Origin of the sequence: Acetobacterium sp. MES1, from assembly GCF_002237635.1 — a bacterium.
Taxonomy (GTDB): domain Bacteria; phylum Bacillota; class Clostridia; order Eubacteriales; family Eubacteriaceae; genus Acetobacterium; species Acetobacterium wieringae.
In genome coordinates, this window is the sequence record NZ_MJUY01000036.1 from 213,830 (window position 1) to 236,025 (window position 22,196).

21 protein-coding genes are annotated in these 22,196 nt (G+C 41.2%); 4 read left to right on the forward strand and 17 right to left on the reverse strand.

Translation table 11 applies throughout. The features are described from left to right. From rsxA to BI182_RS11685, 12 genes are all read right to left on the reverse strand, one after another. A complete protein-coding gene (gene rsxA / locus BI182_RS11630; protein WP_070371173.1) occupies positions 1–579 on the reverse strand; it encodes an electron transport complex subunit RsxA in 579 nt (192 codons plus the stop codon). 12 nt (positions 580–591) lie between these two features. Next, positions 592–1,182, reverse strand: coding sequence for an RnfABCDGE type electron transport complex subunit E (locus BI182_RS11635; protein ID WP_070371172.1), 591 nt, complete (start codon positions 1,180–1,182; stop codon positions 592–594). A 13-nt stretch (positions 1,183–1,195) separates the two neighbouring features. After that, positions 1,196–1,819, reverse strand: a complete 624-nt coding sequence (locus BI182_RS11640; RefSeq protein WP_148636419.1) for an RnfABCDGE type electron transport complex subunit G — start codon at positions 1,817–1,819, stop codon at positions 1,196–1,198. After that, complete coding sequence (locus BI182_RS11645; RefSeq protein ID WP_070371170.1) at positions 1,819–2,775, reverse strand: RnfABCDGE type electron transport complex subunit D; 957 nt, start codon at positions 2,773–2,775, stop codon at positions 1,819–1,821. Before BI182_RS11645 ends, BI182_RS11640 begins: the two co-directional genes overlap by 1 nt. An 11-nt stretch (positions 2,776–2,786) precedes the next feature. After that, positions 2,787–4,118, reverse strand: a complete 1,332-nt coding sequence (gene rsxC / locus BI182_RS11650) for an electron transport complex subunit RsxC (RefSeq protein WP_070371169.1) — start codon at positions 4,116–4,118, stop codon at positions 2,787–2,789. A gap of 325 nt (positions 4,119–4,443) precedes the next feature. Then, positions 4,444–5,880, reverse strand: a complete 1,437-nt coding sequence (locus BI182_RS11655; protein ID WP_286808151.1) for an aminopeptidase — start codon at positions 5,878–5,880, stop codon at positions 4,444–4,446. A gap of 37 nt (positions 5,881–5,917) precedes the next feature. Beyond that, entirely contained in the window at positions 5,918–6,091 is a 174-nt protein-coding gene (locus BI182_RS11660; RefSeq protein WP_084633607.1) for a DUF896 domain-containing protein, read from the reverse strand. Positions 6,092–6,122: 31 nt separating this feature from the next. Continuing rightward, the gene (locus BI182_RS11665) at positions 6,123–7,427 is read right to left on the reverse strand and encodes a methionine gamma-lyase family protein (protein WP_286808153.1); all 1,305 of its coding nucleotides are present in this window, start codon (positions 7,425–7,427) and stop codon (positions 6,123–6,125) included. Positions 7,428–7,432: 5 nt separating this feature from the next. Then, positions 7,433–8,398: a tRNA (adenosine(37)-N6)-dimethylallyltransferase MiaA gene (gene miaA, locus BI182_RS11670; protein ID WP_286808154.1), complete on the reverse strand. Its 966-nt coding sequence runs from the start codon at positions 8,396–8,398 to the stop codon at positions 7,433–7,435. Between the two features lies 1 nt (position 8,399). After that, the gene (gene mutL, locus BI182_RS11675) at positions 8,400–10,484 is read right to left on the reverse strand and encodes a DNA mismatch repair endonuclease MutL (RefSeq protein WP_286808156.1); all 2,085 of its coding nucleotides are present in this window, start codon (positions 10,482–10,484) and stop codon (positions 8,400–8,402) included. A 143-nt stretch (positions 10,485–10,627) separates the two neighbouring features. Further along, a complete protein-coding gene (gene lon, locus BI182_RS11680; protein ID WP_228883358.1) occupies positions 10,628–13,015 on the reverse strand; it encodes an endopeptidase La in 2,388 nt (795 codons plus the stop codon). Positions 13,016–13,052: 37 nt separating this feature from the next. Next, a complete protein-coding gene (locus BI182_RS11685; RefSeq protein ID WP_070371163.1) occupies positions 13,053–13,472 on the reverse strand; it encodes a MarR family winged helix-turn-helix transcriptional regulator in 420 nt (139 codons plus the stop codon). A 299-nt stretch (positions 13,473–13,771) separates the two neighbouring features. Between BI182_RS11685 and BI182_RS11690 the strand changes: the two genes are divergently transcribed. Then, a complete protein-coding gene (locus tag BI182_RS11690; RefSeq protein ID WP_228883356.1) occupies positions 13,772–14,530 on the forward strand; it encodes a peptidylprolyl isomerase in 759 nt (252 codons plus the stop codon). A 60-nt stretch (positions 14,531–14,590) separates the two neighbouring features. Here BI182_RS11690 and BI182_RS11695 read toward each other — a convergent pair whose 3' ends face one another. The 3 genes from BI182_RS11695 to BI182_RS11705 form a co-directional block, all read right to left on the reverse strand. Beyond that, positions 14,591–14,758, reverse strand: a complete 168-nt coding sequence (locus BI182_RS11695; protein ID WP_250932876.1) for a hypothetical protein — start codon at positions 14,756–14,758, stop codon at positions 14,591–14,593. A 172-nt stretch (positions 14,759–14,930) separates the two neighbouring features. Then, the gene (locus BI182_RS11700; RefSeq protein WP_228883351.1) at positions 14,931–15,143 is read right to left on the reverse strand and encodes a YjfB family protein; all 213 of its coding nucleotides are present in this window, start codon (positions 15,141–15,143) and stop codon (positions 14,931–14,933) included. 194 nt (positions 15,144–15,337) lie between these two features. Beyond that, on the reverse strand, positions 15,338–16,714 hold the full coding sequence (locus BI182_RS11705) for a GntP family permease (RefSeq protein ID WP_286808161.1): 1,377 nt from the start codon (positions 16,712–16,714) through the stop codon (positions 15,338–15,340). Between the two features lie 197 nt (positions 16,715–16,911). Here BI182_RS11705 and BI182_RS11710 point away from each other — a divergent pair, with 197 nt between their 5' ends. Continuing rightward, entirely contained in the window at positions 16,912–17,328 is a 417-nt protein-coding gene (locus BI182_RS11710) for a hypothetical protein (protein WP_286808163.1), read from the forward strand. 61 nt (positions 17,329–17,389) lie between these two features. Here the strand turns inward: BI182_RS11710 and BI182_RS11715 are convergent, their stop codons facing one another. Beyond that, positions 17,390–18,034: an HAD hydrolase-like protein gene (locus BI182_RS11715; protein WP_286808164.1), complete on the reverse strand. Its 645-nt coding sequence runs from the start codon at positions 18,032–18,034 to the stop codon at positions 17,390–17,392. Positions 18,035–18,049: 15 nt separating this feature from the next. Next, on the reverse strand, positions 18,050–19,873 hold the full coding sequence (locus tag BI182_RS11720) for a sensor domain-containing protein (RefSeq protein WP_148636417.1): 1,824 nt from the start codon (positions 19,871–19,873) through the stop codon (positions 18,050–18,052). A gap of 394 nt (positions 19,874–20,267) precedes the next feature. Between BI182_RS11720 and BI182_RS11725 the strand changes: the two genes are divergently transcribed. Together BI182_RS11725 and hisG are read left to right on the forward strand one after the other, a co-directional pair. Next, positions 20,268–21,524 (forward strand): ATP phosphoribosyltransferase regulatory subunit, encoded by a 1,257-nt coding sequence (locus BI182_RS11725; protein ID WP_286808166.1) that lies wholly within the window; start codon positions 20,268–20,270, stop codon positions 21,522–21,524. Then, positions 21,525–22,145, forward strand: coding sequence for an ATP phosphoribosyltransferase (gene hisG, locus BI182_RS11730; protein ID WP_070371156.1), 621 nt, complete (start codon positions 21,525–21,527; stop codon positions 22,143–22,145). Positions 22,146–22,196 lie beyond the last annotated feature (51 nt).

Genomic DNA, 22,196 nt, shown 5'->3' on the forward strand with positions numbered 1-22,196 from the left:
CTAACCTAACTTCATTCCGGAGAATCCCAGAAATGCGATGGCCATCAGACCTGCCGTTAACAACGCAATGGGAAATCCTTCCAGCGCTTTGGGCACAGCTGATGTTTCAAGTCGCTCACGAATACCAGCAAACAGCACAATAGCAAGCGTGAAACCAAGCGCTGCACCAACGCCGTTGAAAATGGTTTCGATAAAATTGTATTCGTTTTGAATATTAATTAATGCTACCCCGAGAACCGCACAGTTTGTGGTAATCAATGGCAGATAAACACCCAATGCCTGATAAAGTGAAGGGCTGGATTTTTTGATAATCATTTCGACTAACTGAACCAATGCAGCAATGATTAATATAAATGCAATTGTCTGCAGGTAGCCAAGATTTAGCGGATCAAGAATCGAATACTGAACCACATAGGTAATGGCAGAAGCCAGGGCCATAACGAAGGTTACCGCAACTCCCATCCCCACAGCGGTTTCAACTTGCTTTGAAACCCCTAAAAACGGACAAATACCTAAAAATCGTGACAGTACAAAGTTATTGACAAAAATCGCACTGATCATTATAAAAATTAAAGTCATCGATATCTCCCCCTATGCCTTTTTCGTTTTCCAGTTAATGAGGCCAATCAAAAGACCAAGGGTTAAAAATGCCCCAGGAGGCAGAATCATTAACAACACTGGTTCATAGGCTGCACCAAATAAAGAAAATCCGAAGATGCTGCCAGCTCCTAAAATTTCACGAATTGATCCTAAAACTGTTAAAGCTAATGTAAAACCGAGACCCATACCAACAGCGTCAGCAAAGGAATCAGCAATGCCATTTGAAAAAGCAAATGCTTCTGCCCGAGCAAGGATAATACAGTTAACAACAATCAAAGGGATAAAGATCCCCAATGCCGCATCAAGTGCTGGCACATAGGCCTTCATCAACATCCCGACAATCGTAACAAAAGAGGCTATTACAACGACAAAGGCCGGAATTCGGATATTATCGGGTATTACTTTTCGCAATGCTGAGATCGCCACATTCGAACCAATCAATACCAACATGGTTGCCAGGCCCATCCCCATACCGTTGATGGCTGATGTGGTAACCGCAAGGGTTGGACACATCCCCAATACAAGTACAAAGGTGGGATTTTCTCGGATGATTCCTCGAGTCAGATTTTTCATAAAATTCATCTTGCGTTCCCTCCTATTCTGATAAAGTCTGGTAAACCTGGATTGAGACGTTTACCCCAGATGTAACTGCTTTTGAAGTAATTGTTGATCCAGTGATGGCTTGAATTTCATTGCTGTCTTCTTTAGCAGTACCTTTTACAACCACCAATTCTTCTTCTGCTGATTTTCCGGTAAACTGATCATTCCATTCTCCTGCTGCCAAAGCACCTAAGCCTGGAGTTTCGTTATGCTTAATAATCGTAATACCAGTGATGACTCCGTCCGACGAAATACCCGTTAAAACTTGAACTTCTCCTGCATAACCGCTGGTTGGTCCGGTTTTTACCGTATATCCCACTGTTTCGCCATTATTTGTTCCAATATAGACTTCCATCAGTTCTTCCGGTTTTTCCATACCAATTTCTGAAGCAATTTTTGCTACATCTTCTTCAGGAACTTGTTCAAACTCAGTGGCATCTGGCAGTACTTCCTGCCGTGCTTCCGTGTTTGCATCAATATTCATCTGTTCGATGGTAGGAGCTGTTACATAATTGGTTAATGCCAAGGCGCAGGCGGCTACAGCAGAAATAACCAACAAAATAAGACCGAGTTTGAAAACGACTTTCCAGTCGATTTGCACTTTTTCTTTTGCTTCCATTATGCCTTTGCCTCCTTTTTGATCTTAGTCACACCATAGATTCGCTCTTTGGTGAAGCGTTCAATTAGAGGTGTCGCAACATTCATCAGTAAGATCGAGTACGAACATCCTTCCGGATATCCACCGTAGATACGAATGATCATGGTAATCAAACCACAACCGACTGCATAGATGATTTGACCTTTTGGAGTAACTGGAGACGAAGCATAATCAGTCGCCATAAAGAAGGCCCCTAAAACGACACCACCTGAGACAATATGAACAATTGGATCTTGTCCCACTAACAAAGCAAAAATGCCGATGGTTAATAAATAGATAACTGGGATTCTCCAGCTGATAATTCCTTTAATAATCAGGTATACCCCACCGATTAATAAAGCCAGGGCAGAAATTTCTCCGATACAACCATAAACACCATTTAATCCTGTGAAAAGATCCAGTGTTGACGGCATACTTGCCAGATCACCAGCTTTTAATAATGCCAGCGGGGTCGCTGTGGTAACCGTGTCCGTAACCGGAATATAAGCGGTACTGGTCATATGTCCTGGCCAGGATGCCAACAGAAAGGCGCGCGCGGCCAGGGCTGGATTGATAAAATTCTGTCCTAACCCACCAAAACATTGTTTTACAATGGCAATAGCAAAAACAGAGCCCACAACAGCAATCCACCAGGGCGCATTAATTGGTAAGTTGAATGCTAAAAGCACACCTGTTACAACGGCACTCCAGTCATTGACTGTGATCGGTTTTTTTAGCAGTTTTTGAATGACTGCTTCCGTAACAACTGACGAGATAATACAAATAGCTACGAGTGCCAATGCCCATACCCCAAAAACATATCCTGCGACAGCCAATGCAGGTAACAAAGCAATAATAACATTTTGCATAATGTTGGCTGTGGTATGTTTTGCCCGGATATGAGGAGATGATGACACTGTAAGATTTAATTCATTCATCAATATTCCTCCTAATTTCCTTTTCTTCGTTGTGCGATAATCTCACGTTTTGCCACGCGAATAGACGATACCAGGGTACGTTTTGCGGGACAGATATAAGAACAGCTTCCACATTCGATACAATCCATGGCATGATTTGCTTCACATTTATCCCATTTATTTCGTTGCGAGTACTCAGCAATATAAAGTGGCTGCAAATGAATTGGACAGACACCAACACATTTTCCACAATGAATACAATTTGAAGGTGTCGCAATTTTAGCTGATTCTTTCGTCAAACATAAAATCCCTGATGTTCCCTTCATTACTGGAATTTCAGTTTCAAACTGAGTAACACCCATCATCGGTCCCCCTGAAATTACTTTTCCAGGCTCAGCAGAAAACCCACCACATTGATCAATGACAGACTGGAACGGAACGCCCACACGAATTTCCATCGTCTGGGGATTTTTGATGGCATCCCCTGTACAAGTCAGATAACGTTTATACAACGGCATTCCTGTCGTCATGGACTCAGCGATTTGAGCAGCAGTCCCAACATTCATAACAACCACACCGGCGTCAGCTGGCAGCGCTCCCGATGGGACTTCACGACCCGTTATTGCTGCAATCAATTGTTTTTCAGCACCCTGCGGGTATTTCGTATGCAATGAATATACTTCTAATCTGCTATCGTTTCCAATAGCTTTTACCAAGGCTTCAATAGCATCAGTTTTGTTGTCTTCAACCCCAATAAAGCCTTTTTCAACACCAACAGCCTTCATGGCGACCTTCAATCCCATGACAACCTTTTCAGCTTGATTCAACATCAAGTGATGATCGGCCGTTAAATAAGGCTCGCATTCAGCGCCATTTAAAACAACACAATCAACTTTTTTGTCTGGTGGAATCGCCAGTTTTACATGCGTTGGAAATGTTGCCCCACCTAAACCGACAATACCGGAGTCCAATACCATTTTTTTAATGGCCTCTGCATCCATATCTTCCAACGTACCATATGGTTTGATACTTGGGTCGATGGTATCCAAACCGTCTGATTCAATAACAACCGCCATGATTCGGTCTCCCGATGCATGTGGACGTTCCTCAACCGCAACAACAGTTCCAGAGACGCTGGCATGTACCGGTGCAGAAACAAACCCATTTGGTTCTCCGACTCTCTGGCCAAGAAACACCTGATCGCCTTTTTTTACGATCGGCGTACAAGGTGCCCCAATGTGCAGCGACATGGGTATGATCACCATTTCCGGCTTTGTGCCAAAGCCCAAAGGCACTTCAGCAGTACTTTCCTTTCTATAGGGTGGGTGGATTCCCCCCTTAAAGGTTCCATGTTTTACATTCATCTTAAGTCAAACACCCCTCAAATTAAATTTTTTACACAAGAGAAACTGTATACTTGTATATATAGGCAGTATCATAACATATAAATAATTTTTTTTCCATACGAATTGATAAATTTGTTTAAAATAATACTGTACCCGCTGGGCCCATAAAAAAAATGATAATTTATAGTTCTAAAAGTGTAAATTCTAGACCATAATTATCATTTTAAGGTGAACATTTATCTGCTAAAAATCATAAATGGATTATATAGCATTTGTTACTATATTAACAAATGCGTTTTTGAAATCTACATTTCAACTTCACGGGTATTATTTTGTCATTTTGTTACTCCAGAAAGCTTTTGTAACCCTTATAACACATAAATAGATCAACTTTAGAAGCCAATTCAAAAGGTGAGTGCATACTCAATAGTGCTGGACCACAATCCAACACATCCATTCCATATTCTGCCAGAATATGCGCAATGGTTCCTCCTCCGCCAAGATCTACCCGGCCAAGCTCTCCCATTTGCCAAACCACCCCAGCTGTTTCCAGCGTTTGTCTCATTTTTCCCATAAACGCCGCATGCGCATCATTGGAGCCAGATTTTCCGCGGGCACCACCATACTTTGATAAGACCATTCCTTTGCCAATATACGGAGCATTGCCTTTATCGTGGGTACCGGTAAAGTTAGGATCAACGCCAGCAGTAACATCAGCAGAAAGCATTTCAGAATTCATAAAACATCGACGGATGGCCATTTCTGGTTTATTTACATCCATCAGATTGATAAGTTCGGCTACGGCGTTTTCAAAAAAACGAGAATGCATACCGGTGTTGCCAACACTGCCGATTTCTTCCTTATCAGCCAAGATCACGCATCGTGTACGATTCGGAACTGTATCCTGATCAACCAAAGCACGAAGCGCCGTGTAAGCACAGATCCGATCATCCTGGCCATATCCCCCAATCAGGCTTTCATCAAAACCAACATTTCGAGCTGCCCCGGCCGGCACTACTTCCAGTTCAGCAGTGGCAAAATCTTCTTCCATCATCCCATATTTTGTGTACAAATGATTCAGTATGTTTAATTTAACGCCCTCTTTGAGATCTTTTTCCGGATAAGGCTGACTCCCAACAATAATATTCAGTCCTTCCCCGGTAATCCCCTCAGTCATTTTTTTTGTATTTTGTTCTTGAGATAAGTGAGGCAGCAAGTCAGTGATACAAAAAACGGGATCATCTGACGCTTCTCCAATAGAAATGTTGACTGTTTCACCGTCTTTTTTTACGACTGTTCCGTGCAACGCCAGCGGGATGGTCACCCAATGGTATTTTTTTATGCCACCGTAGTAGTGGGTCTTGAAGAAAGCCATATCATCACTTTCATACAACGGCGATGGCTTTAAATCCAATCGGGGCGAATCAATATGAGCACCAACAATAGCCATTCCTTTTTCAATCGGTTCGCTACCAGCCACAAAGAAAGCGACGGTTTTGTCTTTATGAATCATATAAACCTTATCACCAGGCTTGATTTCCCCGGCTTTCTGATAGGTCTCCATGGGTTTGAAACCAGTTTTTTCAGCCAATTCAACACTGAGCTCAACACATTGCCGTTCGGTTTTTCCAGCTGTCAAAAAGCGCATATAGTCATTGCTGATCGCTTTAACTTCGTTAACATCTTCATCACTGAGATCTTTCCAGGCCAGCTCCCATTTTTTTCCAAGCTGTTCCTGAAGTAAAACTGCAGGACTCTTTTCTTTGTCTTTATTTTTCATGTCATTTTCTCCTTAGTTTCTAAACTCGTTTACAATTCTACTTGTCGACAATTTCAATATTATCCAGTTGGGCTCTCAAATTTGTTCTGACAGCCGATAAATATTCTGCTCGCAGTGTCATTTGTTCATCCGATTCATCTTCAGTCAACCCACACTCTTTTTTCTTTCGGGCCAATTCGTTGATTCGATCAATTTTTTCTTTAGTTATCACGTTAATCACCTCAATTTCTTTATCTGAATTTTTATATTTTTACGAGTTGCTTATCCTTAAGCCGCTGGAGACTAAGCAAAACCCCCAGTTTACCATGAAAATGGGTCAGTCCCCCCTGAAAATAGACATAGTAAGGTTCTCGCATCGGCGCATCAGCTGAAAGTTCTATGGAAGAGCCTTGAATAAAAGCCCCAGCTGCCATAATTATCGGATCAGAATAGCCCGGCATGTCCCATGGTTCAGGAGTTGCCTGACTATCAACCGGGGCCGCCTCCTGAATTGCCCGGCAAAAAGTCTTAACACCTTCCGCCGTTTTTAAACAGATGCTCTGAATAATATCGCTGCGGTAATCTGACACTTCCGGGCAAACAGCAAAGCCCAGCTTTTTATAGCAGGCGGCCAAAAGCACCGCTGACTTAATTGCCTGGGCAACTACAGTTGGAGCCAGAAAGAGACCTTGCAACAGCGTTCGATTAATTCCCAGTGTTGCCCCGGTTTCTCTAGCAACTCCAGGAGCCGCCAGTCGGCTGGCAGCCAGATGAACCAGATCCGCCCGTCCCGCTACATAGCCGCCAGTTGGAGCCAAGCCGCCACCGGGATTTTTAATCAGGGAACCGGCCATCAAATCAGCCCCGATTGACACTGGCTCAACTCGATCCATAAATTCGCCGTAGCAATTGTCAACAAAAACAATGACGTCTGCTTTTACTTTGCGAATTTTTTTAATCATCTTTTCCATCTCATCCATTTGCAGCGCAGCACGCCAGCTATAACCTGTAGAACGCTGCAGATAGATCATTTTTGTCTCAGGAGTGATCGCAGCAAGTATGGCTGTCTCATCAAAACAGCCGTTTGAGAGCAGTTCAATCTGATCGTAGGTTACTCCAAACTCTTTAATCGTTCCCTGACCAGTACCAGCCTCTTCCAGACCAATAACAGTACGTATGGTGTCATAAGGTGAACCGGTAATTGCCAATAAGTGGTCACCGGGCCGCAATACGCCATAGAGAGCCAATGAAATTGCATGCGTTCCCGATGAAATATGCGGTCGCACCAAAGCGTCTTCTGCTCCAAATACATCAGCATAGATGGTTTCCACTACTTCCCGACCCACATCGTCATAGCCATAACCGGTCGAAACAGTGAAGTGGCGATCTCCCAAACCTGCCTTTTGCATGGCTTTAATCACCCGATACTGATGCAACTCCGACAAATCGTCCAGTTTCTTCAACTGTAATGCGATATCTTTTTCTGTATTTTTTACGAAATTTATAACTGACTCTGATATTTTAAATTCCTGTTCAAGATAGGTTTTAATGTCATTTTGAATGTTCAAACACTTTACTCGCTTTCATTTATTGATTCTAACTGTGGTTTAATCAGACTAAGGCATTCCATAACCTGAGTTTCTAAATTACTAGGTTCACCCATTTTTAGCCATTGGATACGCTCATCCTTTCGAAACCACGTCATTTGACGTTTGGCATAGTGACGGGAATCCCGTTTCAAAATACTGACCACTTCTGCCAAAGTGGACTCACCTTCCAGATAAGGCTTCAATTCCTTATAGCCTATTGCCTTCAACGATGTCAGGTTCCAATCATAACCCCTTTCAATCAGCATTTTTGTTTCTTCGATCAGACCTTCCTCGATCATCCGATCGACCCGATGATTTATTCGATTATAAAGAGTCTCCCGATCCCAATCCAAACCGATCATAATATAATCGTAGGGCACTTCCTGTTTTCTTGATTCTTCATCAAAATGAGATTTTGGTTTGCCTGTGAGCTCATAGATTTCCAATGCCCGGATAATGCGGTTTAGATTGTTGGGATGAACGATTTCTGCAGTGGCTGGATCCACCAATTTTAATCGCTCATACAATGCATCTTTGCCCAGAACTTCAGCTTCAGCCGTTAATCGCCACCGAATTGTCTCATCACTGTCTTTTTTTTGAAAATCCCATGGGAGACTCAGACTGTTGATATATAATCCAGTCCCCCCTATTATAATAGGAAGTTTTCCTTTTATAAGAATTTCTTCGATGGCTTCAAGCGCTGCCGCTTTATACTTAGCTACACTGAATTCTTCATCTGGTGGCACACAGTCAATCAGGTGATGGGGCACCCCTTGCATCTCTTCTGAGGTAACCTTGGCCGTACCGATATTCATGTGTTTATAGATTTGCATGGAGTCGGCTGAAACAACTTCGCCGTTGAGTTTTTTTGCGAGAGCTATACCCAGAGCCGTTTTTCCGCTGGCTGTTGGCCCTACAATGACCACTATTTTCGGTTTTTTCACTTCCATATTATATTACCCGCTTGAATAATTTCATTAATTCATATTCCTTTAATCTCATTATAATGGGGCGACCATGGGGACAGGTGTAGGGATTATCAAGATTTGTCAAATTCTCGAGCAAGCTTTTAATTTCGACCTGAGTTAAGGATTGCCCGCCCTTAATGGCAGCTTTACAGGCCATGGAAATGATTTTATTCTGTGTTTTTTCTGAAAAAACGTTATTTACGCAAAACCTGTCATCACACTCAAATAAATTCTCGTCAATCATCAATTTTAGCAAATCCGGACTCTGGGGTTCCCCAAGCAATATCGGAACACTTCGCACCAACAGCGTGTCTTCACCAAAAACATCGCAGTCAAAACCCAGATTTTTATATTGCACCAGGGTCTGTTCAATTCCCACTAAATCTTTTGGCCGAATTTTAATCGGTATTGGCGTCATCAACCCTTGGCTGGGAAGAACCTCTTGACGATTAAACAGATGCATCAGTTCCTGGGTTAAGAATGCCTCGTGGGCAGCATGTTGATCCAGGAGATAGATTTCCTTGTCTCCCTCCAGTAGAATATAGACATTAAACAATTGTCCGACAATTTTCATTTTGGTCAGATATTTAATGTCCGCTCTGGCACTTGTTGAACTGCCTGATACCTGAATACCCTTTTCCGGATTGGGCCGACCCGACTCGAAGATGTTCAAATCATTATCAACCTGCCTGTACCGATCCGATGAAAAATACACGTCAGCATTCTCAAACAATGCCATCTTTCCTGCCTTTAAGCTTTCGGTTAATGGTGCGGTGTTTTGAGCTTTCTCTGATTGTCCAGTTAAAGCCGATTTTCTCTGATCAACACCAAACCCCATCCGCTTTTCAGACGATGACAATTCCGTATCCAAACAGTTCGCAGAAGTCATCAAAGCGCTACTACTTAGCACTGTCTCAATGGTAGTTTGCTCTTCTGGCTGGTTATTTTGTGCTACTGACACGCTTATCATTTTGCCAGCGTTATAAAAAATCTCTGCGTCATGGTTACCAGTCGGTTTTTTATCTGCGTATTTATTTTTCTCATTAACATCGTCAAACTCAACCGTGTGTGCTGTCCCCAACTCAACAATCAGACTGGCATTTCTGAGCGTTTCTCTGATCCCTTGTTTAAAAAGCAAGCAAACCAGGCTTTCATTAAGAATCTTTATTTCCGTTTTAGCCGGATGGATGTTTACATCCAACATTCGACCAGGTAGTTCAATAAAAACAATACCCAGGGGATGCTGGTGTTTCATACTATATCCATCAAACGCTTCGTCTAATGCTTTTGATAGTCGGTTGTTTTTGACAAATCGTCCGTTTATAAAAAACATTTGATCTTCCCGATGCGTTCTCATCGTTTTTAGATTCCCTACAAACCCTTCCAGTTTCATCGGCTTATTTTCATAATTAAGGGTTATCAGATTGTCTGCCATTTCACTCCCGAAAAGTTTTTTGACCACATCGATTACCTTTCCTGTGCCGGGGGTTTCGAGAACCATTCGTCCATTACTGCTTAGTTGGAAACGAATCTCCGGGCGCGAAATAGCAATTTTCTCTAACTGATCCCGGAGGATCGCCTCTTCCTTTTTGTCCTTTTCCAAATGCTTTCGACGGGCCGGAGTATTATAGAACAAATCTTTCACGGTAATTTCAGTCCCCCGATTATAGGCGCAGACCCGCTGATGAATGAGAGCCCCCCCCTCGAACAGGGCTTGGCTCCCAATCTCTTCATTCTCGAATCGCGTCGTAATCTGAACCTTAGCCACCGCCGCTACACTGGACAAGGCTTCGCCTCTAAACCCCAGCGATTCAATTTCTTCCAGATCTTCAATGGTTGACAACTTGCTGGTGGCATGACGTTTAAAGGCCAATGGAATCTCATTATACGCTATCCCACAACCATTGTCCCGAACCGTTATTCGGTTTTTACCACCTGCCTCAACAATCACCGTAATCTGATCTGCTCCAGCATCAATGGCATTTTCCACCAGTTCCTTTACCACAGATACTGGCCGGATGATAACTTCACCAGCGGCTATTTTATTGATTGTTTCGTTATTTAACATCTTAATTTTCATGGGAGATATTATATCATAAGAAAATACAGCCGTCGACTGAACCGGTTAGAAAAAAAGAAAGCTGCCATTTGACAGCTTCCTTTCTACTCTACTCAACAGCTTTTTCTTATCGCTTTTTTTAATAATGGAATTTATTCCTCAACCATACTCAGTTGCACATTGGAATCACCTTGTGGTCTATTTAATACCAATTTAGATTCTGGTAATTCGATCCCCAATGCCTCTTTTAGCACTTCTTCAATGGTTGCAACATGAATAATGGTTAAGGCATTGCGCACTTCTTCAGGAATATCACTGACATCTTTTTCATTATCTTTTGGCAATAATACTTTTGTGATGCCGCTGCGTTGAGCAGCAATAACCTTTTCTTTAATGCCGCCCACCGGTAATACCTGACCACTTAAGGTAATTTCCCCTGTCATGGATAGTTTTGAATCAACCGGTTTCCCCAGGATCAATGAAGCCAGTGCAGTCGTTAGGGTAACGCCAGCGGATGGTCCATCTTTAGGTGTTGATCCGGACGGAACATGAATATGGGTATCATTTTTAAAGTAGTCAAAGCCATTGGCCAGATCACCCAAGCGGGATCGGATCAGACTCATCGCAATCGTAGCACTTTCTTTCATGACATCACCCAATTGGCCCGTCAACGTCAACTTACCACTTCCCGGCATCAGGCTTGCTTCGGTAAAGAGAATTTCTCCACCAACTGCTGTCCATGCCATTCCTGTTACCACGCCAGGTTTGTTATTTTCACCAGCTTTTTCATGGCGTCTGGTTTTATTACCTAACACGTCACTCAGGTTTTTCGTTGTCACAACAAAGGGAAGCTCAACTTTTTTAGAGACAATTTTTTCCGACACAACTCGGGCAATTTTTGCCAACTGCTTGGTCAAACCTCGAACGCCCGCTTCAGCTGTATAGTTTTCAACAATTGCTTCGATGGCAGAATCTTCAATCTGAAGCATATCAGTGGTCAATCCATGGTCTTTTAAAACACTTGGCAGCAGGTGATCGATGGCAATCCGTTTCTTTTCGCCGTTGGTATAACTCGACAGCTGGATTATTTCTGCCCGATCCAAGAGCGGTGCTGGGATGGTGCTCAAATCATTAGCTGTTGCGATGAAAAATACCTCTGATAAATCGTAGGGGATTTCCAGGTAATGATCCGAGAAGGTACAATTTTGTTCTGGGTCTAATACTTCCAGCAAAGCTGAACCAGGATCACCCTGGTGGGACATGCCCATTTTATCTATTTCATCCAGGATAAACACCGGATTCTTAGCTTCAGCATTGGCAATACCTTTAATGATACGTCCTGGCATTGCCCCCAGGTATGTTTTACGATGGCCTCGTATCTCAGCCTCATCCCGAACCCCACCCAGACTGGCTCGTACGTATTTACGATCCAACGCTTCAGCAATACTCCTTCCCAAACTGGTTTTGCCGGTTCCCGGAGGTCCCACCAGCAGCAGGATTGAACCTTGTTTATCTTTTTTTAATTTCATTACGGCCAGATGTTCAATGATTCGTTTTTTTACATCATCGATACCAAAATGATGAGACTCCAATACCGCTCTGGCGTGTTCAATATCAATTTCTTTTTTCTCACTGGTCCATGGTAGTTCTAAAAGCAAATCCAGATAGTTCATAATCACATTGCTTTCACCCCCATTGGGTGGTGAGTTTTCAAATTTTCTGACCTCTTTTAAGGCGATTTTTTTAACATCCGGGGGCATATCCGAATCCAGCACTTTTTTGCGGTAATCGGCTTCTTCTTCCAGCTCTTCATCGAGTTCTCCGAGTTCGGCTTTAATATTTTTTAACTGTTCCCGAAGCATCGCTTCACGATAGGTTTTATCCTTTCGTTGGGAATACTTTTTGCTGATTTCCAGTTGCAAATGAACTGAATCTTTTTCCCGGATAATATAGTCAATAAAGCTCAAGGCACGTTCTTTTAATGAATCAATTTCTAAAAGAACCTGTTTGCTTTTTAATGGAATGCCCATCATCGGAATGGTATAACCCATAATTTCTTCTAATGAAGGCAGACCTTCCAGGATACTGACAAAATACTCAGCTCCTTTAAAATTATGACTTAAGTCTTTCATCAATCCTTTAATGTAAACAATCATTTCCTGCTCTTCATCAGCATTAATGTCCAGTATATCATCTTGAACAGTATATGAAGCAGTAATCTGTTTTTCTTCGAAGGTAAAATCCAGAACCTTTACACGATTGATGGTAGTAATATCAATAATGAAACCATTATCGGATTTCTGAATGTTGTCAAATTTCATTAACACGCCAATCCGATAAAAGGAATCAGCAGTCAATTGAACCAATCCTTTATAATCCTTAGTTGACAAGCCGATGGCCAGGGTATTATTTTTAATGATCAGTTCTTTGATATTATTACCAATATCTTCGTTGACAAAAATACGATTTGAAATCCCCGGATAAATTACAGTTTCCGTAATCGGGATTAATGGTGCGCTTTTAATTTCTAGTGTACTCATTTTTCTTCCTCCTCATCCTCTAAAGATTTGTTTTTTATTAAAGGATTTTGTTTAGTAAGGTGATCAATTGATCCAGCTCTTCATCGTTGAGACTGCTTTTAATACGTTCAATCATTTGAATCTGGGTTCTTTCCTCGGATCTGGCAATTGATTTACCCTTTGGTGTGAGATAAATAAAATACACCCTGCCATCCTCTGGTGAACGTTCACGATACACACAGCCCATGGAAATAAATTTACTAATCAATTCAGTAATCGTCGGTTTCGAATTTCGTGTTTCCTGAGCCAATTGACTAAAGGTGACACGATAATTCTTATCGATAATTTTCAGATAATATTTCTGTTTTGAGGTAACATCTTCCGCCTGACACTGGCAGGTTTCATTTTCATGCAATGCCGCATCCAGTTTCAGCAGTTTATGATAGGCCTCATATAATTCGTTTTTCTTACAAGTCATATTATCACCCAACTTTTTTATTAGTTAGCGCTTACCTAACTATCTATCACTAGTATAGCGCTCCATTCCATAATTGTCAATCATACCATCTTATTATTCGGAATCATTAAGCTTTACTTAATGTAAATCGATCAAATCACATAATCATCCTGCTCATAGGCGCTACCCTCAACAACAGCTTTGGTACAAGTGTATGCTACTTTGATTCGTAGCCTAGCTGAACTACGTATTGACAAAGATCCATCCACAGGCTATGATCATATAAGATAATAAATTTATTGGACCTAAAGGAGACGATTATGGAAAAAACCCCTTTGGCTACCGTCAATGGTAAAACAATTTACTCTGCGGATCTCGATGCCTTAATAAGACAATTACCCCAAGAACAAGCAAATCAATTTACTTCGAAAGAAGGTCGACGTCAATTGCTAGAAGAACTCATTGCTCAAGAGCTTTTTTATTTAGAAGGCAAGGCAGCAAAGGTCGATGAAAGTGAAGAGTTTCAAAAAATGCTCATCGATGCTGAAGAAAAGCTGCTTAAAACCCATATGATTGCCAAATTCATGATGGATATCACCGTACCTGATGAAGAAGTTCAGAAATTTTACGATGAGAACCCGAACCAGTTCATTGCTCCCGACAGTATTCGAGCCAGCCATATTTTGTTGCCGACTGAAGAGCAAGCTGTAACCGTGATTGAAGAAATCAAAAATGGAAAACCCTTTGCAGCTGCTGCGAAAGAGTACTCGATGTGTCCATCCAATGAAAAAGGTGGAGACCTCAGTTATTTTTCTAAAGGTCAAATGGTTCCCGAATTCGAATCCGCCGCCTTTGCCCTTGAAATCGATGAGATGACCGAACTACCAGTACAAACACAGTTTGGCTTCCATATTATTAAGCTGACTGATCGCAAGATCGCTCAAACGATCCCCTTTGATGCCGTAAAGGAAAATGCTCGTAATTACTTACTGCGTGAAAAACAGAACAAAGCATTTATCGGCAAGGTCGAAGACCTCAAACAAAAATATCCAGTCAAAATGGAAGCAAGCACCCTATGATTAAAAGACCGAAGCGTTTTTCGCTTCGGTCTTTTTCGTAACTCTTACCGTTCCGTTTCTCTATTCTTCATCCTGATTTTTACAACACCCTTTGCCGATAAAACGATGGCCGATGACAAACCCCGCAATCGTAAAGGCAATTGTAAGCACAACTAAAGCGCACGGGACAATTTTGTCCTTATGAACCGCTACACAGCATTGGCTCTCTTCATTATTTTTACAACACATTTTATTTCCTCCAGCTTTCTTTAGTCTATGATCTGATTCGTACCCCATTTTTTACTTTTAAACCATCAGGCTTGCAATAATTCCCGCAACAGAATATTTATCGAAATTACCTGCACCTTATGTATATTAACAATGAAAAATCCAGCCGGTGTTATAATCCGGCTGGATCCATTTAAATCGAGATATCCAACAACTGGCCGATATTAGGATCTGGTGCAGGACCAGCTACAGTGGCCGACGGAGTCGCTGTTTCGACCATTGCCATCATATCAGTCATTTGCTCTGTACCAGTTTCCATTGCCATTTTCATCACCGAAATACTGGCTTGTTGACTAACCTGCATTTGGCTCAAACCCATTGATAGTGCCGCAATATCCATATTCATTCCACCCTTCTTTTTTGTGAATCAATGAAAATTTCATGAAACAAATTCGTTCGAATCAGCCGTTGCCTTAATCTACATTCTAAACACATGTATGTTATCGTACTGCGATGCCTTTACTTTAGGATAATAATACCATAATATGAATAACAATATCTTAATCGTTACATTTAATTTTTAGACTATTAATTACTTAATTATAACACGAATAGCGATAAAATAAAAATAGTTACCATCGCTGTCATTCCCATAATCAGGGTCAATAGCGTCTGGGTACGATAGCCATCCTGGGGTGCCATTGCCCCAAAGTTTGTCACCACCCAAAAGTAGCTATCGTTTGCATGGGATACCGTCATTCCCCCAGCCCCGATCGCCAGCACTGCCAGAACTGCAGATAATGGGGTAGTTAAACCTAATGCCGTCATCATTGAGCCAGCGTCTGAATAGCTGCCCATAATTCCTGCCGTCGTAGTCATCGCAACTGTTGAAGATCCTTGAGCCGTTTTTAAAATAGCTGCAATCAGAAATGGAAAAAAGATACCGGCCTGGGATATGAAACCGGCATTGGACTGAATAAATTCAACAAAGCCAGCTGCAACAATCACCTTACCTAAAACCCCACCAGCAGCTGTTACAAATAGTATGGGTCCAACAATCTTCAAGGTTTCATTGGTCAGTTCATAAAAATCTGCTGTTTTTTTTGTTAAAATCAAGAGCCCCAACGCACATAGTAACCCTCCCGTTAGTGCAATCATGGGAGTTCCACAAAAAGCAAAAAATTGACCCAATATTCCGCCAACTGAGAATAAATTGGTAATTGAACCAAGTGCCATCAGTACCACAGGTACCAGAATCGGAGCAACGGAAGCCAGACCACCTGGTATTTCACCATATTCAGAAAGTAGTTCCGCCATACTTTTTTGATAGTCCTGATCCTCAAGTTCATCTTTTGATTTGATTTTTTCACCAATGTATTTTGAGAATATCAGCGCCGCCACTAATGTAGGAATCGACACCAGTGTACCGATACCAATAACTAACAGCAAATTATTTCCAACCCCAAGCGTTCCAGCTGCTGCAATCGGTCCTGGTGTGGGTGGAATAAATACATGAGCCGTATAAAGTCCCGCTGCCAGAGCTACCGTCATGGCTACTGATGAGGTTCTGGTTTTTGTTTGCATTGCTTTGCGAATCGGATCTAAGATTACAAACCCACTATCGCAAAAAACCGGCACTGCGACAACCCATCCTATAATCATCAAAGCCAGTTCAGGATTATTCTGTCCCACCATCTTTACTACAAGGTCTGCCAATTTAATTGCCGCACCAGTTTTTTCCAAGATTAATCCAATTAGAGCACCCAGAATAATCACAATACCAATACTTGTAAATATTCCTGAAAATCCGGATCCTAAAATTCCGGGAATTTCTGAAAGCGGCAATCCGACAACCACAGCAAGAATTAATGAAACACCCATAATCGCTAAAAAGGGGTGGACACCCCATCTTGAAATGGCGATAATCATCACACCAATTGCAATTGAAAATGTGCTCATCAAAACCAAACCGGTCATAAAAATACCCCTCTTTTTATTTTAAGCATTCGTCCTGAAATCAGTGAAGCCTAGACGTTCTTACCATACTATTTAATATTCTGGATAAGCTTCTGGCGCAAATCATTCATCCCATTGAGCATTTCATTTGCCATCAAAATGTGTTATGATTAAGATTATTATGATCCACTAGCAAATCATTTAAGGAGAACAATCCGATGCGAAAAAGACTATTTATTGTATGTATTCTATTCCTCTCTATTGCAACACTAGTTGGCTGTATACCGACTTCTGAAAAAGAGTCCGATTCCCTGGGTCTGGAATCCACCGACCGTTATGAGCTTCTTATCGGACTCAATGATGTGAGTACCGGTAAACAAATCATGGATACCCATGAGGCCATTGAAATAATTAAAATGAAACTTTTAAACCATGTGAGCGGCGTAACACTAACTGTTTCTAATGGCTATTATTATATTGGCGCATTAATTGTAGATGAAACCACACTAAATTGTGTGATTTATGGTGCTAATGACGAATCCATTGCCGCCCTTGTTGATGAAATAAACAAAGATCTGAATGTATCTGTGTTGGTATCCAAAACGCCCAGCAAATACCGTCTAATCACACCATAGCGGGTAATTAGCGTCGGCGCACTGAAGATTATTTGTTCCACTACTGATGCATAAATCCGATTCAATGATCATTTTTTGTTTTAACAATATCAATGACTTTCCAGATATTGTCAATCATGAACGTGGGTTTACACTTTTCAAGAGCAAGGGGTGTATTATAGCCCCAGTTAACCGCAGCAACATCGACCCCAACCTTATGACAGGCTTCAATATCTCGGACTTCGTCACCGATATATAACATTTCACTAGGTTTAATATCATGCTTACGCAGCACCTTCTTGATTTTTTTTGACTTCGACATCAGTGCCGAGCACATGATAAATTCAATCTCATGACTGATGTCGTAAGTTATTAAGAAATCAGAAACAGTTTTCTTTATATTCGAGGTGAGAATGCCAATATGCTTGGTTTCCTGTCTCAACGCCGTAAAAAACGCATGAATATCTGGGGCAAAAGCATGGATTTCATTTGATTCCTTGCGCATCATTTTTTGCCCATCCCGCAGTGCTCGAGGAAATTGATAAAATGGGATATCAACAATTTCCTTTATCTCTTTCACATGAAGATTCTTAATATGCTGAAGTTCTTCCATGGTGACAGTGCTGTATTTATATTTTGTTGCCAGTTCGTTGTATATATTAAAGGCTTTCTCTTCAGTATCCGCAAGGGTACCATCAAAATCGAAAACCACACATTTATAGGCCATAGATGACTCCTCAATTTAATTGTTTTTTTGTTTGTATCCAATCACTTTGCTTTTTAATTTCTTTTCTAATGAATCATGAAAAAAATAGTAATCCAGACCTAATCGCTGCGCCTCATGCATCGCTGCGCTACCAAAGCGGATTAAATCATCCTTAGTATTTGCATGGTCAGGAAATTTTGAAATTCCAATATGGCATTTTAATGTAAATGCGTTTTCCTCAATAACAAAGGGCACATCAAACAATTTCGATATCAATTGACAAATCTCCATAACTATTTTAATACCCGTGTCACACGGATAAAACAAAACAAACTGATCCGTATAACGACGAACGAAAAGCCCATATTTCCCAACACAACCATATAACCGCTCACTCAACGACTGCATCAAATGATCTTCAACAGCCTGACCAAATGCGTCACCGACCAAATGAATTCCCTCAACGTGAATAAAAATCAAAGCCAGATTCTTATCAGGGTTTTTCCCGTTCTTGTCAAAGTAATTATCCAAAACCTGTTCCAACTTATAACGATTGGGTAATTTAGTGACTGGATCCTGAACAAACGCGGCTTCCAAGGCTTTGCGTTTTTCGATAGTTTCTGATACATCGATACCAAGCAGAATATTAGTGTTTTTTCCATCTCTTCTGGAAAAAGTCGCATGATCCCACTGAATATAATGGATATTTCCTTTGTAATCTCTAAAGGGTAATGGTCGTCGAAAATCTAAATTTTCATTAACAAACTTTCGATGTGCACGGTTAAGATTTCCAAAAACATCTCGAAGATTTTTATTTTCGATCTCATCATCAGTAATTCCACTCAATTGCTGAACCACGTGATTAATGTTTCTAACTTCAAAATTACTGTCAAATTCAATAAATAAAAGCCTGCTGTTGTTAAGCACCTTATCTGTGAAAATCAGTTGTGCATTTAGTTCTTCACGTAAATCGACCTGTTTTGTGACATCCTGAAGAATCCCAATGGTTCGAAGATGCTCATTTTCTTTAGTAAAATAATGTCGAATTCGCAAATAGATATCCCGAATTTCACCACGGTTGTTTTTTATCCGGTAATGTGTATCCACTTTTTCCTGCGCCTGAAATGCCCGTAAGAAGGCTTTCCAAACCCGGTTCTGATCATCCTCATAAGCCATCCAGTAGATGATGTCAAGATTCGGCTCGACCTCACCTTCTTCATAGCCTAGTATACTATAAAGCTCTTTTGACCAGTAAATTTTTTTTGTTAAATAATTCATTTCCCAATAGCCCAAATGGGCAAGATGCTGAATTTCTAACAGTTCTTCTTTCTGCTGACTGATATACTCATCCTTTTCATAGGTATTTTTCAAATCCGTACCGGTTACCACCATGTAGGTTTTTTCACGTCCCTTTTTACTGTTTATCTTCAACGGTTTAAAAACTAGATGAATTGGAATTACCTCACCACTTTTATGATAAAACTTGATATCCCTTTCATACACACCCTTTTCAGCAATCGCTTTTTTTAATTGGTCCATCTCGTCTTCAAAAACATAGTCCATCGGAATCCGTTGGATACTTTTTCCGATAATTTTATCTGCTGGTTTTCCCTGATACTTCAAAAATGTTTCGTTTGCTTTATGTATGATTCCATTTTTATCAACTACAACAATACTATCTGTCACTTGATTGAATACTCCCTGAAACACCTTTTCAGCCTGTTCCCACTCTTCCCGCCGATTATTGATTTTAACGAGATGATAGATAATTGTCCCTGCCAAACAAAAAATAACAATGGTTCCTAATATTACCATTGTTGTTATATTCTCTCCTAAAAAAATATTTATCTCATTTTGCATAATGAACACCTTGCTTTCTGATGTATCATGTAATCGGCATATCAACCAAGCTATTTGTTCAAAGATGATACTTAGGATATTTGCCTTCAATTCACAGATATATTATAATACATACTGTCAACAAAATCCATTACTGTCCATTTTTATTTTTTTAAATTGGACTATCTATTTTGAACTACATCTATTTTTGTCGCCGACATGTAGATAACAATGAACATATTTGGAATCAATCATACACCAATAATCTAATCGTCCTTGCTTGTAACAAGCATCCGGCAGAAGGAAAATTGATAAATCACTTAAAAAGCTTTGACAAATTGTGAATTCATGCTACAATAGAGCTAACACTTTACCAGACTACAGCAATAAAGCAAATATGAACAAGGAGGTTCACATGCTTTTCAATTATACCATCGATGGATTCGAAAACATCCAGCATCAGGATTATTTTGCCTTGCAGCAAATCAATCATAAACTTATGTCACTTTACCGGTCCTTTGGCTATCATCAGATTTCCACCCCCACCTTTGAAACCTACGACCTTTACGTCAATGAAGATTCTATCCCCAGCGATGATCTCTTTAAGCTGGTGAATCATCAGGGCAAGGTCCTTGTCTTGAAGCCCGATGCCACCTTGCCGGTGACCCGTATGGCTGCTATGAACCATCCCAATGCTCAGGATGTCATTAAATTTTCTTATGAGACCAACATTTATCGTAATTTTTCATCACCAGAGATCATCAAAAAAGAGATTACCCAAATTGGGATCGAATATTTTGGCAACAACAGCCCGGAATGTGACGGCGAAGTGATTGCCCTGGCGATCCGTTCCCTGCTTCAAAACGGCATTAACGATGTCCATATTGATCTGGGCCATGTCGGCTTCATCAATTTTCTTTTTGACGATTTGGCCTTTTCCGCCAAAGAGAAGGCTACCCTATTTAAATACATCGAAAACAAAAACATTGGCGACATCGCCAACTATCTGGAAAAGCTGGCCTTGCCGGATGATAAAAAAGCCATCATTCTTAAACTGCCACTGCTTTATGGCGAGCCTAAAACGGTATTAAAACAGATGGAAGCCCTGTGCATCAATGATAAAATGCGTCAGGTTGTCGAAAAAATTTCTGAAATCTACGCCCATCTGGAAATCATTGGCCTGGCTGATTATGTCAGTTTTGATCTTGGTTTTACCAATCAGATGAACTATTACAGCGATATCAACTTTAAAGGTTATATCAACAGCTGTGGCGAGCCGGTGATCAGCGGCGGACGCTACAACCATTTATCGGAAAAATTCGGTATTCCCCGTCCGGCCTGCGGTTTTGCCATCGATCTGCTCAAAGTGATTGATTACATGGAGCAACATCAGCTACTGCCCCGGGATGACCAGCGGATCCATGTGCTTTTTTATGAAAAAGCACAAAAAGCCAACGCCTACAAAATGGCCGAGCAATTGCGATCTCAAGGAGCCATTGCCGAAGTTTTCTTGATGAATGAAACGAAAGAAACGCATGCTTTGTCTTTCCAGGCAAATGCCCTTTATAAAAATGCCGCCCTGTACTTTATAATGGACGGCAAACTCTTTTCCGAAGACAACGGAAATTTTTCAGAAATCAAAACAATTAGTTCCGAAAGCGAGGTGCAATAAATGGTCATCCGATTTGCCCTGGCCAAGGGCCGTGTCGCCAAAAAAGCGATTGAGCTGTTAATTGATCTCGGTTATGTTTTTTCCGACTACTCAGAAAAAAGCCGCAAACTGATCTTTACCGATACCACCGGTGCAATTGAGTTTTTTCTGGTGAAATCACCGGATGTTCCCACGTATGTCGAAAAAGGTGCCGCCGATATTGGGATTGTCGGTAAGGATGTGCTGTTGGAACACCCGGCCCAGGTTTATGAGATGCTAAACCTTGACATCGGCAAATGTAAAATGTGTGTGGCCGGCTTTGAAAACCGTCCCATCCCCTATGGTAAAAAAATGGTGGTCGGTACCAAATACCCGGTTATCGCCAAAGAATACTTTCATACCAAAAACCAACTGGTCGATATCATTAAAATCAATGGCTCGGTGGAGCTGGCCCCGCTGATTGGTCTGGCCGACTGCATCGTCGATATCGTCGAAAGCGGCAGCACCTTGAAAGAAAACGGACTATCGGTGCTGGCAGAAATCTGCGAGATCAGCTCCCGACTGATTGTCAACCAGGTCAGTCTGAAAACCAAACGGGAAATGATTGACCCCATTATCAAGGCCTTTGAAAACCAGTTGTAGTTATTCGTGACGATCGACGAGAGCTGGTTATTTAATAAAATCGAGAGGAAT